Source organism: Micromonospora sp. WMMD723, assembly GCF_049863385.1.
Classification (GTDB): domain Bacteria; phylum Actinomycetota; class Actinomycetes; order Mycobacteriales; family Micromonosporaceae; genus Micromonospora; species Micromonospora wenchangensis.
In genome coordinates, this window is record NZ_JBMKNR010000001.1 from 5,722,266 (window position 1) to 5,737,814 (window position 15,549).

Genomic DNA, 15,549 nt, shown 5'->3' on the forward strand with positions numbered 1-15,549 from the left:
CGGCGGCCGGTCAGGGCCGTGCGGCGAGGGCGTCGACCAGCCGCCGGCACGAGCCGGCCAGATTCCACCGCTGGGCCAGCTCCAGCAGCCGGTCGGGGTCGGCGGGTGCCGCCGGCAACGCGGTCGGCAGCGCCGGCAGCGGGACGTCGGTGGCGACCCGGACCACCTTGGGGGCCACCGCCAGGTAGTCGCGGGCGCCGTCGAGCTTGGCGCGCAGCCCCGGGGCGAACCCGGAGCCGGGCTCGTCGAGCGCGGCGAGGATGCCGGGCAGGCCGCCGTAGCGGTCGATCAGCCGGGCGGCCGTCTTCTCGCCGACCCCGGGCACCCCGGGCAGCCCGTCGCTCGGGTCACCGCGTAGGGCGGCGAAGTCGGCGTACCGGTCGGCGGGGACACCGTAGCGGGCCCGGACGGCGGCGTCGTCGCAGTCGTCGAGCTTGGCCACCCCACGACCGATGTACAGCAGCCGGACCCGGCGCTCGTCGTCGACGAGCTGGAACAGGTCCCGGTCGCCGGAGACCACCTCCACCGGGCCGGGCTGGGTGACCGACAGGGTGCCCAGCACGTCGTCGGCCTCGTAGCCGGTCGCGCCGACGGCGGTGATGCCGATCGCGGCCAGCACGTCGAGGATCACCGGCACCTGCGGGGAGAGGGTGTCCGGCACCTCCTCGCCGCCGGCCGGGGCGACCCGGTGCGCCTTGTACGACGGCAGCAGCTCCACCCGCCAGGCGGGCCGCCAGTCGTGGTCGAGCGCGCAGACCATCCGGTCGGGCCGTCGGGTGCGGACCAGTTGGGCGAGCATGTCGAGGAACCCGCGCACGGCGTTGACCGGCTGGCCGTCGTCGGTCCGTGCCGCCGACTCGGGCACCCCGAAGTAGGCCCGGAAGTAGAGGCTGGGGGCGTCGATCAGCAGGATCGGCTGTTGGTCTGCCACGCCCGACAGCGTGGCACACCCCACCGACGACATGGGGGACGCCCACCGGCCGTACCCGCCACGGTCGGCACGTTGGGGAAACCGGCGTGACGGTACGGCTGCCGCCGGGCGAGACTGCGGGCATGGAGTTCGTGCCCGCTCTGGTGCTGTGCCGGCGTTTCCACGACGAGGTCGTCGGGCCGCTGCTGGCGCGGCGTCTGCCGGGGCTGCGCTACTCCGCCGGGCTGCTCGACGGCGGTTCGGAGCTGCTGGGGCTGGACACCGAGCGCTCCACCGACCACGACTGGGGTCCCCGGGCGCAGGTCTTCCTGGCCGACGCGAGCGAGGTGGCGTCGGTACGGGCGGCGCTGGCCGATCTGCCGGCCTCGTTCCTGGGCCGGCCGACCCGGTTCCTCAGCTGGCCGACCGCCCGGCTGGGGGTGCCCGACGTCGGCGGGGACCGCAGCGGGGTACAGGTGTTCCCGTGGCGGGACTGGCTGCGGGGCCGGCTCGGCTTCGATCCGCGCGTCGCGGTCACCACCGACGACTGGCTGTCCCTGCCGACGCAGCGGCTGGCCGAGCTGACCGGCGGGGCGGTGTTCCACGACGGCCTGTCCGGCACGGTGGGCGCGGTCCGGGCCGCCCTGGCCTGGTATCCGGACGACGTGTGGCGGCACGTGCTGGCCGCCGGGTGGACCCGGGTGGGGCAGGCCGAGCATCTCGTCGGCAGGTGTGCCGAGGTGGGTGACGAGCTGGGCAGCCGGCTGGTGGCCGCCCGGGTGGCCCGGGACCTGATGCGGCTCGGCCTGCTGGTCCGTCGCCGCTGGCCGCCGTACGACAAGTGGCTCGGCAGTGTGTTCGCCGCGCTGCCGGACGCCGGCCCGGTGGTGGCGGCGCTGGGGGACGCGCTCGGTCCGGGTGACTGGCCGCACCGGCAGGCGGGGCTGGTGCGGGCGCTGGAGACGGTCGCCGGGTGGACCAACGACACCGGGCTGGCCGGGCCGGTCGACGTCGCGGCCCGGCCCTTTCACGGGCGGCCCTTCCTGGTGCTGGACGCGCCGCGCCTGGCCACCGCGCTGCGGGCCGCGATCGTCGACCCGGCGCTGCGGGCCCGGCCGCTGGTCGGCGCGGTGGACCAGTACGTCGACAGCGTGGACGTGCTGACCCACGCCGACCGGGTCCGCCGGGTCTCGGCGGTCGTCGCCGGCTGACGGACCCGGCGACCGGTCAGCGCCGCAGCCGGGTGCGGATGAACGCTCCCGACTCGGTCAGCACGGCGGTGCCGGTGAAGTCGGTGCCGGCGCAGGTGCCCCGCCGGAACACCGCGTTGCTCTCCGGGCCGTCGGAGTAGCTCCACATCGAGTAGCTGATCTTCAGGCGTTGTAGCAGGTCCAGCCAGGTGGTGGCGCTGTCCAGGTCGTTGGGGCCGTCGCCGGTGAACGTCTGGGTGCCGAACTCGCTGACGAACAGCGGCAGGCTCCGGGCGGCCCGGGTCACCGTGTCGCGTTGCAGGTCCCGGTGGGACGCGGCGTAGAAGTGGAACGTGTACATGATGTTCCCGGCGTCGACCGGGTCGTCGGTCACCTCGGTCTCGTCGGCGCCCTCGGAGACACCGAGGGAGGAGAAGCCCCGGGTGCCGACCAGCACGACGCTGTCCGGGTCGGCGGCCCGGATCACCGGGATGACCTGCTCGGCGTAGCTCTTGATGGTGGCCCAGTCGACCCCGTTGGGCTCGTTGGCGATCTCCCAGAGCACATTGGTCCGTGCGGCGTGCCGGGCGGCGACCTCGGCGAAGAACGACCGGGCCCGGTCCAGGTTGACCAGCGGGTCGCCGGGGGTCAGGACGTGGAAGTCGACCACCACGTAGAGGCCCAGCGCGCTGGCGGTCTCCACCGCCTCGTCGACCCGGCGGGTGAAGCCGGCCGGGTCGGTTGCGAACCCTCCCTCCTGGACGTACATCGCCACCCGGACGAAGTCGGCCCGCCAGTCGGTGCGCAGCGCGGCCAGCGAGTCGGGGTTGAGGCAGTCAGGGAAGAACTGGAGGCCGTGGCTGCTCATCCCGCGCAGCTGGACCGGCTCGCCGGCCGCGTCGCACAGGTGCACCCCGCACACCCGCAGCCGGCCGTGCCGGTCCACCGGGGACCCGGCGGGCGCGGCGGCCGGCGTCGCGGTGGCGGGGGCCGTGGCCGGGGTCGTGGCGTCGGCGGTGGCCGGTGGCGGGGCGGGCGTCGCGGTGCCGGCCGGGCTGGTGGCGGCCGGTGGTGCGGCGTCGGTCTCGGCGTTCGCGGTGGGGACGGTCAGGACCGCCCAGCCGGCGACGAGCGCGGCGAGGGCCACCGCCGTCGAGGTCAGTGCTGCGCGTCGGTGCATGGGGACTCCGGTCGGGCTCGTCGGGACCGGGGAAGGCGTCAGGTGGTACGTAACTGCGGCGGGCGCGGTTCACCGGGGTGCCGGCAGACGCCGGACTGGGCCCCGACCCGAACGACCGTTAAGCTTGCGGGGTGGCGCCCGACGGACGACGGGCGGCGGCTCACCCACCTCTGGAGCTCATCGCGCTATGACTGTCGACCGCATCCTCCCCACCGACGAGGCCCACGACCTGCTCGACCTCGCCACCGAACTGGCCGACCGGGAACTCGCGCCCCGGGCCGCCGGTTTCGAGGAGCGCGCCGAGTTCCCCCGCGAGGTGCTGCGCACCCTGGGCCGGGCCGGCCTGCTGGGCCTGCCGTACGCCGAGGAGCACGGCGGCGCGGCCCAGCCGTACGAGGTCTACCTCCAGGTGCTGGAGATCCTCGCCGGCCGGTGGCTCGCGGTCGCCGAGGCGGTCAGCGTGCACACCCTGTCCTGCTACCCGCTCGCCGCGTTCGGCACCGACGCCCAGCGCAAGCTGCTGCCGGAGCTGGTGGGTGGGGAACTGCTCGGGGCGTACTGCCTGTCGGAGCCGCAGGGCGGCTCGGACGCCGCCGCGTTGACCACCCGGGCGGTCCGCGACGGCGACGACTACCGGGTCACCGGGGTCAAGGCGTGGATCACGCACGCCCAGGTGGCGGACTTCTACAACGTGTTCTGCCGGACCGGCGGGCCGGGCCCGAAGGGCATCTCCTGCCTGCTGGCCGACCGGGGCACGCCGGGCATCGCCCCGCAGGCGGCCGAGCGGACGATGGGGCTGCGTTCGTCGCCGGTGGCGCAGATCGCCTTCGACGACGCCCGGGTGCCGGCCGAGCGGCTGATCGGCGGGGAGGGCGCGGGTTTCACCATCGCGATGTCGGCGCTGGACTCGGGGCGGCTGGGCATCGCGGCCTGTGCGGTGGGCCTGGCCCAGGCGGCGCTGGACTACGCGGTCGGCTACGCCCGCCAGCGGCAGCAGTTCGGCCGGTCGATCATCGACTTCCAGGGGCTGGGTTTCCTGCTGGCCGACGCGGCCACCCAGATCTCCGCCGCGCGGGCGTTGACCCTGGCGGCGGCCCGGCTGCGCGACGCCGGCCGGCCGTACTCGATCGAGGCGGCCAAGGCGAAGCTGTTCGCCACCGACGTGGCGATGCGGGTGACCACCGACGCGGTGCAGGTGCTCGGCGGGGCCGGGTACGTGGCCGACCACCCGGTCGAGCGGTACATGCGCGAGGCAAAGGTGCTCCAGATCGTCGAGGGCACCAACCAGATCCAGCGGCTGGTGATCTCCCGGGCGATGGCGAGGGACTAGCCTGTGCCGGTGACGTTTCCCCGGATCACCATCGACCCCGAGGTGATGGGCGGCGCGCCCTGCGTGCGGCAGTCCCGCGTCCCGGTGGCGACCCTGCTGGCGATGATGGCGGAGGGGATGTCGGTGACGGACATCCTCACCGATCTGCCCTTCCTCGACGAGGAGGATCTGGCCGAGGTGCTCAACTTCGCGGCGGACGCGGTGCGCGACCGGGCGGCCCGCTGAGCGTCACATCGGGCGGGACGTCGTCGCCAGGGGAGCGCTCCACCGGGTAGGTTGCACGGGTGGAGGAGATCGACCGTGCCATCGTCGCCGCGCTGACCGCCGACGGCCGCCTGTCGTACACGGACCTGGCGGAGAGGGTCGGCCTGTCGGTCTCGGCCGTGCACCAGCGGGTCCGCCGGCTGGAACAGCGCGGCGTGATCAACGGGTACACCGCCCGGGTGTCGTTCGAGGCGTTGGACCTGCCGATGACCGCGTTCGTGGCGATCCGGCCGTTCGATCCGTCGCAGCCGGACGACGCGCCGGAGCGGTTGGCCCACCTGCCCGAGATCGACTCCTGCTACTCGGTGGCGGGGGAGGACTTCTACCTGCTCCTGGTGCGGGTGGCCGGGCCGGCGGACCTGGAACGGGTGCTCCAGGAGATCCGCACCGCCGCGAACGTCACCACCCGCACCACGGTGGTGCTGTCCACGCCGTACGAGGGGCGTCCGCCGAAGGTGGCGGTGGGGGAGCTGCGGAGCCGTGGCCGCAGTGGCGCGGAGGCCCCGGCGTAGCTGCCGCCCCGCGCGCTCAGCGGCCGTTCCAGCGCAGGATCACCGGTCGGCCGTGTTCGTGGCCGAGCGCGCTGACGGTGGCGGTGTCCAGGCGTAGTTTGCCGCCGCCGGCGGCGGGCAGACCGATCCACCGGGCACCGACGACCCGGAGCAGGTGGGCGTGCCCGACCAGCCCCACGTCGCCCCGGTCCAGCAGTGGCGTGACCCGGGCTAGCAGCCGGTCTACCCGGGCCCCGACCTGGTCGGGGGTCTCCCCGCCGGGGCAGCCGTCGGTCCAGAGGTCCCAGTCGGGGCGCTCGGTGCGGATGTCGGCGGTGGTGCGGCCCTCGTACTGGCCGTAGTTCCACTCGGTGAGGTCGTCGTCGGTGGCGTCGACGGTGAGGCCGGCGAGCTGCGCGGTGCGCAGGGCCCGTCGTCGGGGGCTGGCGAGCACGGTGGCGGGGCGCTGCCCGGTCAGCACCCCGGCCAGGGCGCGGGCCTGCCGTTCGCCGTCGGGGGTCAGCTCCAGGTCGGTGTACGAGGTGTGCCGTCGGCTGGCGCTCCACGTCGTCTCGCCGTGCCGGATCAGGATGATCTCGCTCATCCGCCCAGTCAACCAGCATCCGCCGGTCCCAGCCCGCCACCTATTGTCCTAGGATGCCTTAGAGATGGTGCGCCCCGGCGCACCCCTTCTGACCAGCGCCTACGGCGCGGTTTTGTTTCGGGTCGGCCGGATCGGGGACGCCACCGGTACGGGGCAGCGGCTCCGTGACCGCCGCAGCGACAGGAGGCGACATGAGCTTCACCGACAAGGCGAAGAACAAGGCCCAGGAGCTGACCGGCGCCGCGAAGGAGCGGCTCGGCGACATGACCGACAACGAGCGGATGCGGGCCGAGGGCGCCACCGAGCAGAGCGAGGCGCGGGCCCGGCAGGCCGGCGAGCACGTCAAGGACGCTGGTCGGGACGTCCGGGACGCCATGCGGTGACGGTCCGCGCCGGTCGGGTGGCCCCCGGACCCGGTGCGGGGGCCACCCGGGTTAGCGTGTGGGCATGCTGGTCGCCCGTTCGCTGGTGTTGTTCGTCCTGGCCGCGCTCGCCGAGATCGGTGGGGCGTGGCTGATCTGGCAGGGCTGGCGGGAGCACCGGGGTCTGTGGTGGGTCGCCGCGGGGGTGCTCGCGTTGGGTGTCTACGGGTTCGTGGCGACGTTCCAGCCGGAGGCGAACTTCGGGCGCATCCTGGCCGCGTACGGCGGGGTGTTCGTGGCGGGGTCGCTGGCGTGGGGGGTGCTGGTCGACGGTTTCCGGCCGGACCGGTGGGACCTGGCGGGCGCGGCGATCTGCCTGCTCGGCGTCGCCGTGATCATGTACGCCCCGCGCGGGGCGTGACGGCCGTCGCCCCCGCGACCAGGTCCGGGTCACGGGGGCGACGGGGTGGTGCGGGTCAGTCGTCGCGGTGGGCGGCCCACCACTGCTGGCCGGCCTCGGGGAGGGTGTCGATCGGGTCGTAGTAGGCGTAGCGCTTGTTGAGCGCCTCCAGGTCGGCCGACTCGATGGAGGTGCGGTAGTTCTTGGTCCAGTAGGAGATGCCGCGTTCCCGGTCGTACTCGGTGAGCATGTGCACCCAGCGCTTGCCGACGAAGGGCACGTCGCAGACGATCCGGGGGGTGGCGTAGCCGGGCAGGTAGCCCATGATGTCGTGCTGGAGCTGCTGGGCGTGCCAGACGGGGACCCGCCAGTGCTCGGCGTTGGGGATCATGTCGCACATGTAGAAGTAGTACGGCAGGATGCCGGCCTCACCCTGCAGGGCGAAGCACAGGTCGAGCAGGTCGGGGGCGGTGGCGTTGACGCCGCGCATGAGCACGCCCTGGTTGCGCACGTCGCGGACGCCGACGTCGAGGGCGGTCTGGGCGGCCTTCGCGACCAGCGGCGTGATCGACTGGGCGTGGTTGACGTGGGTGTGGATGGCCAGGTTGACGCCGCGTCGGGCGGCGGTGCGGGCGACCCGTTCCAGGCCCTCGACGACGTCGTTCTGCAGCCAGTGCTGGGGCAGGCCCATCAGGGCCTTGGTGGCGAGCCGGATGTCGCGGACGGTCTCCAGTTCGAGCAGCCGCATCAGGTACGACTCGAGGTTGCGCCAGGGGACGTTGGCCACGTCGCCGCCGGAGACGACGACGTCACGGACGCCGGGGTGGGCCTTGAGGTAGGCGATGTGGGCGTCGTAGCGGTCGACGGGCTTGAGGGTGAGCTTGAGCTTGTCGACGGCGGGGGTGGAGTTGCCGACGAGGTCCATCCGGGTGCAGTGGCCGCAGTACTGGGGGCAGGTGGAGAGCAGTTCGGCGAGGACCTTGGTGGGGTAGCGGTGGGTGAGGCCCTCGGCGACCCACATGTCGTGTTCGTGCAGGGAGTCGCGGCTGGCGTAGGGGTGCGACGGCCAGTCGGTGCGCCGGTCGGCGGCGACGGGGATCATGTAGCGGCGGATGGGGTCGGCGCGGAACGCCTCGGTGGTCATCGGGGCGAACGGCACCATCGTGTTGATCATCTGGGGTGGGACCAGCATCGACATGGTGGCCAGGGCCTGCTGGTCGGCGGCGAGGTCGGTGTAGAAGCTCTCGTCGACGGTGTCGCCGAGGACGGCGCGGAGCTGCTTGGTGTTCTTGACGCAGTTGACGCGTTGCCACTGGGCGTTCTCCCACTGTTCGCGGGTGACGTCCCGCCAGCCGGGGAAGCGGGTCCAGTCGGGTTCGACCAGGGGGCTGCGGCGGTATTCGTAGGGCTGCCCGGCGGTCGGTACGGCTACCGGGGCGGGGCGGGGGCCGGGGATGGTCGCCATCGGTTGGGTCTGGGTCACGGCCCCTCCTCGTGGTGCGTGCGGCCGGGGTGACCGGCGGGCGATGATCGGTAGATCCGAAGGCTACTGGAAAATATCCGGCGAAGAAATTAGTCTGCCGTAAGTTTTCCCGCGATGCGAGTCCTGATCGGGGCTTCGGGCGGTGGAGAGGGGAGGTCGGCGTGACGTCACCTGTGGGTCTGCACCGTGTCGTGGAACCGGCGGGGGTGCTGCCGCAGGCGGCCTGGCGGTTGGACGCCGACCCGCGGATCGCCCCCAACGAGGTACGCATCCGGGTGGAGCGGCTGAACCTGGACGCGGCGAGTTTCCGGCAGTTGGCGCAGAAGCACGGCGGGGACGGGGAGAAGGTCCGTGCCGAGGTGCTGGAGATCGTGTCGGCGCGGGGCAAGATGCAGAATCCGGTGACCGGGTCGGGTGGGATGCTGATCGGCACCGTGGAGGAGGCCGGCCGGCGGTCGCCGTTGGGGTTGGCGGTGGGTGACCGGGTGGCGACGTTGGTGTCGTTGACGCTGACCCCGCTCGTGATCCTCGACGGGTTGGCCCGCTGGGACGGGCGCAGCGAGCAGGTGCCGTGTGACGGGTACGCGATCCTGTTCGCGCGGTCGATCGCGGCGGTGCTGCCGGCGGACCTGCATCCGGAGTTGGCGTTGGCGGTGCTGGACGTGTGCGGGGCGCCGGCGTTGACGGCCCGGGTGGTCGCCGAGCAGGTGGCGCGGCGGGAGCGGGCGGGTGACGGGTCGCCGGTGACGGTGGCGGTGATCGGTGGGGCGGGTAAGAGCGGGTCGTTGTCGTTGGCGGCGGCGCGGCGGGCGGGTGCTGGTCGTACGGTGGGGGTGGTGCCGGTGGCGGCGGAGCGGGACGCGCTGGTGGCGGCCGGTCTGGCGTCGGTGGTGGCGTTGGCTGACGCCCGGGATCCGGTGGGGGTGTCGTCGGCGGTGACGACGGCGTTGGGTGGGCCGGCGGACGTGACGGTGGTGTGCGTGGACGTGCCGGGGTGTGAGCACGGCGCGGTGTTGGCCACGGCGGACGGCGGCACGGTGATCTTCTTCTCGATGGCGACGAGTTTCGCGGCGGCGGCCCTGGGTGCGGAGGGGTTGGCGGCGGACGTGACGATGCTGGTGGGCAACGGTTACGTGCCGGGTCACGCGGAGTTGGCGTTGGGGTTGGTGCGGTCGGAGCCGGGGGTACGTGGTCTCTTCGCGTCCCGGTTGGCGGCAGACTGAGTGCCATGACGAACCCCTCGACGTTGTACCGCGGTGGAGTGCTGCACTGTCCGGCGGAGCCGAGCGCGACGGCGCTGTTGGTGCGGGACGGGCGGATCGCCTGGTTGGGTGCGGACGCGGACGCGCCGGTCGCCGACCGGGTGGTGGAGCTGGGTGGGGCGCTGGTGACGCCGGCGTTCGTGGACGCGCACGTGCACGCCACGGACACCGGGTTGGTGTTGTCGGGCCTGGATCTGTCGTCGGTGCGGTCGGCGGCGGAGTTGCTGGATGCGGTGGCGGTGTTCGCGGCGGGTCTGCCGTCGGACGCGGTGGTGTTGGGGCACGGCTGGGACGAGTCGGGTTGGGTGGATGCGGCGTTGCCGGACGCGGCGGGGTTGGACCGGGCGGCGGGTGGCCGGCGGGTGTATCTGTCGCAGGCGTCGATCCATTCGGCGTTGGTGTCGCAGGCGTTGCTGGCGGCGTGTCCGCAGGTGGTGGAGCTGCCGGGTTTCGACGCGTCGGGGTGGTTGCGGCGGGACGCGCACCATGTGGTGCGGGCGGCGGCGCGGGCCGGGGTGACGCGGGGGCAGCGGGTGGCGGCGCAGCGGGTGGCGTTGGCGCGGGCGGCGTCGTTGGGGATCGGGGCGGTGCACGAGTGTGGTGGGCCGGAGATCTCCGACGAGGAGGATTTCACGGGTCTGTTGGGTCTGTCGGGTGCTGGTGTGCCGGAGGTGTACGGGTACTGGGGTGAGTTGTCGGGGGCGGCGCGGGCGCGGGAGTTGGGGGCGGTGGGTGCGGGTGGTGATCTGTTCGCGGACGGGGCGTTGGGGTCGCGTACGGCGCATCTGTCGGGGCCGTACCGCGATGGTGAGGGGTGTGGGCACGGGTATCTGAGCGCGGATCAGGTGCGTGATCATCTGGTGGACTGTGCGGCGCACGGGGTGCAGGGCGGGTTCCATGCGATCGGTGACGCGGCGATCGGGACGGTGCTGGCGGGTTTCGCGGGGGCGGTGGCGGTGTTGGGCACGGATCGGGTGCGGGCGGCCCGGCACCGGGTGGAGCATGCGGAGATCATGAGCAAGCGGTTGATCGCCGGGTTCGTGGAGTACGGGATCGTGGCGAGTATGCAGCCGGCGTTCGACCGGTTGTGGGGTGGTGCGGGCCGGATGTACGAGTCGCGGTTGGGGTTGGACCGGTCGTGGGAGTCGAACCCGATGGGGGCGATGCACTCGGTGGGGGTGGCGTTGGCGTTCGGGTCGGATTCGCCGGTGACGCCGCTGGATCCGTGGGGTTCGGTGCGGGCGGCGGCGGCGCACCACAATCCGGCGCAGCGGATGAGTGTGCGGGCGGCGTTCGCGGCGCACACCCGGGGCGGGTGGCGGGCGGTGCATCTGGACAACGAGGGTGTGATCGCCAAGGGGGCGCCGGCGACGTTCGCGGTGTGGGAGGCCCCGGCGGGGGTGGAGCGGGGGTTGCCGGTGGTGCAGTCCGACGATCCGGAGTTGCGGGGGCCGGGTGATCCGACGCCGTTGCCGGTGTGTCGGGCGACGGTGCTGCGCGGTGAGGTCATCTACGAGGAAGGCGTGTCGTGAGCGAGCGGACCATTGAGGTGCCGGCGCGGGTCCGTGCCGTCGTCGGGTGCGGCGGGTCGTCGTGGTGAGCGGGAAGCTCGACCTGGATCCGGTGCTGGTGGCGCGGGCGCGGGAGTTGGCGCGTCGGGCCGGGCAGCCGGTGGTGGAGTTGGCGCGTACCCACACCACGGTGTCGGTGGAGCGGGCGGTGCTGCGCCTGGCGGGGGTGGCGGGCGCGGACCCGGACGGTATTCCGTGGGTGAACCGCCTGGTGGACGCGGTGGTCGCGGACGTGGGTCTGGGGCACGGGGTGGCGGCGCCGGTGTTCGACGCGTTGGTGCGGGAGCAGTTGGACGACGTGACGTTGCTGGCGCAGAAGGCGGCGGCGGGTTCGGTGCGGTTCACGCTGCCCGCTGGCAGGGCTGCGACGGTGGCGCGTCGGGCGGCGCGCAGGGCGGTGGCCGCGGGTGTGCGGCGGATCGACAGGCGGCGGGCGGAGCGGGATCGCCTCGTGAAGCGGTACGGGGATCCGAAGCAGCGGCCGTGGATCTATCTGATCGTGGCGACGGGGGACATCTACGAGGACATTCCGCAGGCGCAGGCGGCGGCGCGGGCGGGTGCGGATGTGATCGCGGTGATCCGGTCGACGGGGCAGTCGTTGTTGGACTACGTGCCGGAGGGGGCGACCCGGGAGGGGTTCGCGGGTACGTACGCGACGCAGGAGAACTTCCGGTTGATGCGGGCGGCGTTGGACGAGACGTCGAGGGAGTTGGGCCGGTACGTGCGGTTGACGAACTACGCGTCGGGGTTGTGCATGCCGGAGATGGCGACGTTGGCCGGCCTGGAGCGGCTGGACATGATGCTCAACGATTCGATGTACGGGATTCTGTTCCGGGACATCAATCCGATTCGGACGTTCGTGGATCAGCGGTTCTCGCGGCAGGTGCACGCGCGGGCGGGGATCATCATCAACACCGGTGAGGACAATTACCTGACCACGGCGGATGCGGTGGACGAGGCGCACACGGTGACGGTGTCGCAGTTGCTCAACGAGTTCTTCGCGCACGAGGCGGGGTTGGCCGACGCCCAGTTGGGGTTGGGGCACGCGTTCGAGATCAATCCGGAGGTGCCGGAGTCGTTGCGGCTGGAGTTGGCGCATGCGTTGTTGGCGCGGGAGTTGTTCCCGGATGCGCCGTTGAAGTGGATGCCGCCGACGAAGCACATGACGGGGGACGTGTTCCGGGGGAATCTGTTGGACGGGTTCTTCAATCTGGTGGGGACGATGACGGGGCAGGGGATCCTGCTGGTGGGGATGATGACCGAGGCGGTGGTGACGCCGTGGTTGTCGGACCGGGACATCGCGTTGCAGAACGTGCGGTACGTGTTGGGTGCGGCGGGTGGGTTGCACGAGGATTTCGTGCCGGCGCCTGGTGGGTTCATCCAGCAGCGGGCGCACCGGGTGTTGGGTGAGGCGGTGGATCTGCTGGAGCGGATCGGGGACCAGTCGTTGTTGACGGCGATCGCCGAGGGCACGTTCGGGATCATGAAGCGGCCGGCGGACCGGGGCAAGGGCCTGTCCGGGGTGGCGCGGCACGAGGTGGACTACTACAACCCGGCCACGGAGATCCTGGAGCAGGCGGCATGAGTGAGCGCACCGAGCGCAGCGAGGGCCGCGAACCCATGCCCGGCCAGCGCAGCCTCATGAGTGAGAAGACGGTCGTGCGGCCGTACGGGGACACCACGGGTGACGGCATGGTGCAGGTGTCGTTCACGTTGCCGGTGTCGCACGACAAGCGGGCCGAGGGTGCGGCGGTGCAGTTGGCGAACAAGATGGGCATCGATCCGGCGATGCTGGTGCACGCGAAGCCGATGAGTGACGGGTTCACGTTCTTCGTGGTGTACGGGCGGGTGAACCATCTGGTGGACCTGGCGGCGGTGCAGGTGGTGGAGCGGGATTATCCGTTGCTGTCGGCCAAGGAGGTCAACGCGGTGGTGAAGCGGCGGTTGCGTCGCAAGCTGTCGGTGGTGGGGGCGTGTATCGGCACGGACGCGCACACGGTGGGTATCGACGCGATCCTGAACGTGAAGGGTATCGCCGGGGAGAAGGGCCTGGAGTACTACCGGGAGTTGAAGGTCACCAATCTGGGTGCGCAGGTGAGTGTGCCGGAGTTGGTGGAGGCGGCGCGGCGGGAGCGGGCGGATGCGGTGCTGGTGTCACAGGTGGTGACGCAGCGGGACGCGCATCTGCACAACACGCGGGAGATGTCGGCGGCGTTCCGGGAGGCGATGCCGGCGGGGAGGCGGCCGTTGCTGATCGTGGGTGGGCCGCGGTTCGACGAGACGATGACCGCGGAGCTGGGGGTGGACCGGATCTTCGGTCGGGGTACCACGCCGGGTGAGGTGGCGTCGTACCTGGTGCATGCGTTGGTGACGGACAGGGAGGCGCGGGGATGAGTGACGCACGGTTGGGGTTGACGGTGACGCACCGGCGGTACGTGCCGTACGCGCATGCCCACTATGCGGGGAACCTGGTGGACGGGGCGTACGTGTTGGGGTTGTTCGGGGACGTGGCGACGGAGGTGTGTATCCGTACCGATGGTGACGAGGGGTTGTTCGCGTCGTACTCGGATGTGCAGTTCGTGTCGTCGGTGCGGGCGGGTGACGTGGTGGAGGTGACGGCGACGGTGGTGCGGGTGGGTACCCGCAGCCGGGGGATCGACTTCGTGGCGCGGGTGGTGTGCCGGGGTCGTCCGGAGCGGGGTGGGTCGGCGGCGGAGGTGTTGGCGGAGCCGGTGGTGGCGGTGACGGCGACGGGCACCGTGGTCGTTCCGGCGGCGGCGTGAGGCTGGCGGTCTGCGCCGACGTCGGGTCGACCTGGACGAAGGCGGCGGTGGTGGATCTGGACGCGGGCCGGCTGGTGGGGGCGGCGTCGGCGCCCACGTCGGTGGGCACGGATGTGCTGCACGGGTTGGACGCGGCGGTGGGTGCGGCGGCCGACGGGGCCGGCGTGGGGCCGGCCGGGGTGCTGCCGTGGTACGTGTGTTCGTCGGCGGGTGGCGGGTTGCGGCTGGCGGTGGTGGGTTACGAGCCGTTGGTGACCGCGCAGGCGGGTCGGCGGGTGGGGTTGTCGGCGGGCGCGAACGTGGTGCACGTGGCGGCGGGCCGGTTGGGGGCGGCGGAGCTTTCGGCGGTGCGGGCGGCCCGCCCGGACGTGGTGTTGCTGGTGGGTGGCACCGACGGTGGGGACGTCGACACGGTGACGCACAACGCGACCCGGTTGGCGCGGGCGCGGTGGCGGGTGCCGGTGGTGCTGGCGGGCAATGTGGAGGTGCGGGACGCGCTGCGGGGGGTGTTGGCGGCGGCGGGGGTGCCGGTGACGGTGGCGGACAACGTGCTGCCCCGGATCGGGGTGTTGGCGCCGGTGTCGGCGCGGGCGGCGATCCGGGAGGTGTTCCTGCGGCACGTGATCGGGGGGAAGCGGTTGTCGCGGGGGGCCCGGTTCGGCCGGTTGGTGCGGGCGGCGACCCCGGATGCGGTGTTGACGGGGGTGGAGGTCCTCGCCGACGTGGTGGGTGGTGACCTGGTGGTGGTGGACGTGGGTGGGGCGACGACCGACGTGTATTCGGTGTTGACGCCGGACGAGCGGGCCGACGGGCCGGGTCGGGAGGTGGCGGGGTCGCTGTGGCGGGCCCGCACGGTGGAGGGTGATCTGGGGATGCGGTGGAGCGCGCCGGGGGTGGTGCGGGCGGCGGTGGAGGAGCGGCTGCTCGATGCGGTGGAGCAGGAGGCGTTGGGGGTGGCGGCGGCGGTGCGGGCGGCCGATCCGGGGTTCCTGCCGGTCGACGGCCGGGACCGGGTGGTGGAGGGGCGGATCGCGGCGTTGGCGGCGACGGTGGCGTTGCGGCGGCATGCCCGGGGTGCGGCGACGGGTGAGCGGGCGGGGCGGGATCTGCGGGACGTGCGGTTGCTGGTGGGTTCCGGTGGTGTGTTGCGTCACGCTGACGCGGGGGCGGCGGTGGGCGTGTTGACGCAGGTGTTGACCGATCATGCCGGGGGGTGGCCGTTGCCGCGGGCGGCGCGGCCGGTGGTGGACGTGGATTACGTGCTGGCTGCCGGTGGGTTGCTCGCCGCGGAGCATCGGGCGGCGGCGGGGGCGTTGCTGCGGCGGCATCTGGGTGGGGATTGAGACCCGCCGACGCGACACGCCGGGTCGGCGGGTGCGACTGGCCGTGGGTGGGTTGACAGCGGCGGGGGTGTAGGCCGTACCGTCTTTGAGTCCTACTACGGGAAGCGGCTGTTGTTCGCTTCGTCCCTTCGTCCGCTGGCCGAGCGACATTGTTGGTGCATCGCGTCGCGGCGGCCAGGTCCAGCGGGCGGGGGTCGGCGGGGCGGCGCGAACCGGCCGCGGTTACCGGTGTACGGGCAGGGTGAGGGGCACGGCCAGTAGACAACGGCCAGGCGGGGGCAGCCAGTCCACCGTCGGGTCGGTCCGAAGGTCGGCGCCGCTCATTCTCGCCCCACCGGCCGGGAAGGGCCTGGGAGCATCGGGGCGCGGCTTAGGC

Annotated in this window: 16 protein-coding genes; 12 read left to right on the forward strand and 4 right to left on the reverse strand. The window is 72.7% G+C overall.

What is annotated here, in order from left to right; genetic code table 11:
- Positions 1-10 precede the first annotated feature (10 nt).
- Positions 11-964 carry a 5'-3' exonuclease gene (locus tag ACN261_RS24785; RefSeq protein WP_425852413.1) on the reverse strand — a complete coding sequence of 318 codons (954 nt, stop codon included), beginning with the start codon at positions 962-964 and terminating at the stop codon, positions 11-13.
- 53 nt (positions 965-1,017) lie between these two features.
- On the opposite strand from ACN261_RS24785, the gene ACN261_RS24790 reads away from it, so the two are divergent.
- Entirely contained in the window at positions 1,018-2,121 is a 1,104-nt protein-coding gene (locus tag ACN261_RS24790; protein WP_425852415.1) for a DUF4037 domain-containing protein, read from the forward strand.
- 16 nt (positions 2,122-2,137) lie between these two features.
- Here the strand turns inward: ACN261_RS24790 and ACN261_RS24795 are convergent, their stop codons facing one another.
- Positions 2,138-3,280 (reverse strand): glycoside hydrolase family 5 protein, encoded by a 1,143-nt coding sequence (locus tag ACN261_RS24795; protein ID WP_425852417.1) that lies wholly within the window; start codon positions 3,278-3,280, stop codon positions 2,138-2,140.
- Between the two features lie 187 nt (positions 3,281-3,467).
- On the opposite strand from ACN261_RS24795, the gene ACN261_RS24800 reads away from it, so the two are divergent.
- From ACN261_RS24800 to ACN261_RS24810, 3 genes are read left to right on the forward strand one after another with little or no spacing between them, the layout of a single operon-like run.
- Entirely contained in the window at positions 3,468-4,610 is a 1,143-nt protein-coding gene (locus ACN261_RS24800; RefSeq protein WP_421482053.1) for an acyl-CoA dehydrogenase family protein, read from the forward strand.
- 9 nt (positions 4,611-4,619) lie between these two features.
- Positions 4,620-4,835 carry a DUF433 domain-containing protein gene (locus tag ACN261_RS24805; protein WP_088647100.1) on the forward strand — a complete coding sequence of 72 codons (216 nt, stop codon included), beginning with the start codon at positions 4,620-4,622 and terminating at the stop codon, positions 4,833-4,835.
- 59 nt (positions 4,836-4,894) lie between these two features.
- Positions 4,895-5,386, forward strand: coding sequence for an Lrp/AsnC family transcriptional regulator (locus ACN261_RS24810; RefSeq protein WP_421482054.1), 492 nt, complete (start codon positions 4,895-4,897; stop codon positions 5,384-5,386).
- 16 nt (positions 5,387-5,402) lie between these two features.
- Here the strand turns inward: ACN261_RS24810 and ACN261_RS24815 are convergent, their stop codons facing one another.
- Positions 5,403-5,969 carry a histidine phosphatase family protein gene (locus tag ACN261_RS24815; protein WP_421482055.1) on the reverse strand — a complete coding sequence of 189 codons (567 nt, stop codon included), beginning with the start codon at positions 5,967-5,969 and terminating at the stop codon, positions 5,403-5,405.
- A gap of 191 nt (positions 5,970-6,160) precedes the next feature.
- Between ACN261_RS24815 and ACN261_RS24820 the strand changes: the two genes are divergently transcribed.
- Both ACN261_RS24820 and ACN261_RS24825 read left to right on the forward strand, forming a co-directional pair.
- Positions 6,161-6,352: a CsbD family protein gene (locus tag ACN261_RS24820; RefSeq protein ID WP_088647084.1), complete on the forward strand. Its 192-nt coding sequence runs from the start codon at positions 6,161-6,163 to the stop codon at positions 6,350-6,352.
- A gap of 64 nt (positions 6,353-6,416) precedes the next feature.
- Positions 6,417-6,752, forward strand: a complete 336-nt coding sequence (locus ACN261_RS24825) for a YnfA family protein (RefSeq protein ID WP_421482056.1) — start codon at positions 6,417-6,419, stop codon at positions 6,750-6,752.
- A gap of 55 nt (positions 6,753-6,807) precedes the next feature.
- On the opposite strand, the gene ACN261_RS24830 is transcribed toward ACN261_RS24825, so the two are convergent.
- A complete protein-coding gene (locus ACN261_RS24830; protein WP_421482058.1) occupies positions 6,808-8,214 on the reverse strand; it encodes a KamA family radical SAM protein in 1,407 nt (468 codons plus the stop codon).
- Between the two features lie 173 nt (positions 8,215-8,387).
- On the opposite strand from ACN261_RS24830, the gene ACN261_RS24835 reads away from it, so the two are divergent.
- The 6 genes from ACN261_RS24835 (at position 8,388) to ACN261_RS24860 (ending at position 15,173) form a co-directional block, all read left to right on the forward strand.
- Positions 8,388-9,437, forward strand: coding sequence for a zinc-binding alcohol dehydrogenase (locus tag ACN261_RS24835; protein ID WP_357761254.1), 1,050 nt, complete (start codon positions 8,388-8,390; stop codon positions 9,435-9,437).
- 5 nt (positions 9,438-9,442) lie between these two features.
- Positions 9,443-11,008 (forward strand): amidohydrolase, encoded by a 1,566-nt coding sequence (locus ACN261_RS24840; RefSeq protein ID WP_425852420.1) that lies wholly within the window; start codon positions 9,443-9,445, stop codon positions 11,006-11,008.
- Between the two features lie 64 nt (positions 11,009-11,072).
- Complete coding sequence (locus tag ACN261_RS24845) at positions 11,073-12,632, forward strand: lysine 5,6-aminomutase subunit alpha (RefSeq protein WP_421486816.1); 1,560 nt, start codon at positions 11,073-11,075, stop codon at positions 12,630-12,632.
- A 56-nt stretch (positions 12,633-12,688) separates the two neighbouring features.
- On the forward strand, positions 12,689-13,441 hold the full coding sequence (locus tag ACN261_RS24850; protein ID WP_421486817.1) for an OAM dimerization domain-containing protein: 753 nt from the start codon (positions 12,689-12,691) through the stop codon (positions 13,439-13,441).
- Positions 13,438-13,830, forward strand: coding sequence for a hotdog domain-containing protein (locus ACN261_RS24855; protein ID WP_088647080.1), 393 nt, complete (start codon positions 13,438-13,440; stop codon positions 13,828-13,830). The genes ACN261_RS24850 and ACN261_RS24855 overlap by 4 nt, the downstream gene beginning before the upstream one ends.
- Positions 13,827-15,173 (forward strand): glutamate mutase L, encoded by a 1,347-nt coding sequence (locus ACN261_RS24860; RefSeq protein ID WP_421482062.1) that lies wholly within the window; start codon positions 13,827-13,829, stop codon positions 15,171-15,173. The genes ACN261_RS24855 and ACN261_RS24860 overlap by 4 nt, the downstream gene beginning before the upstream one ends.
- Positions 15,174-15,549: the final 376 nt, after the last annotated feature.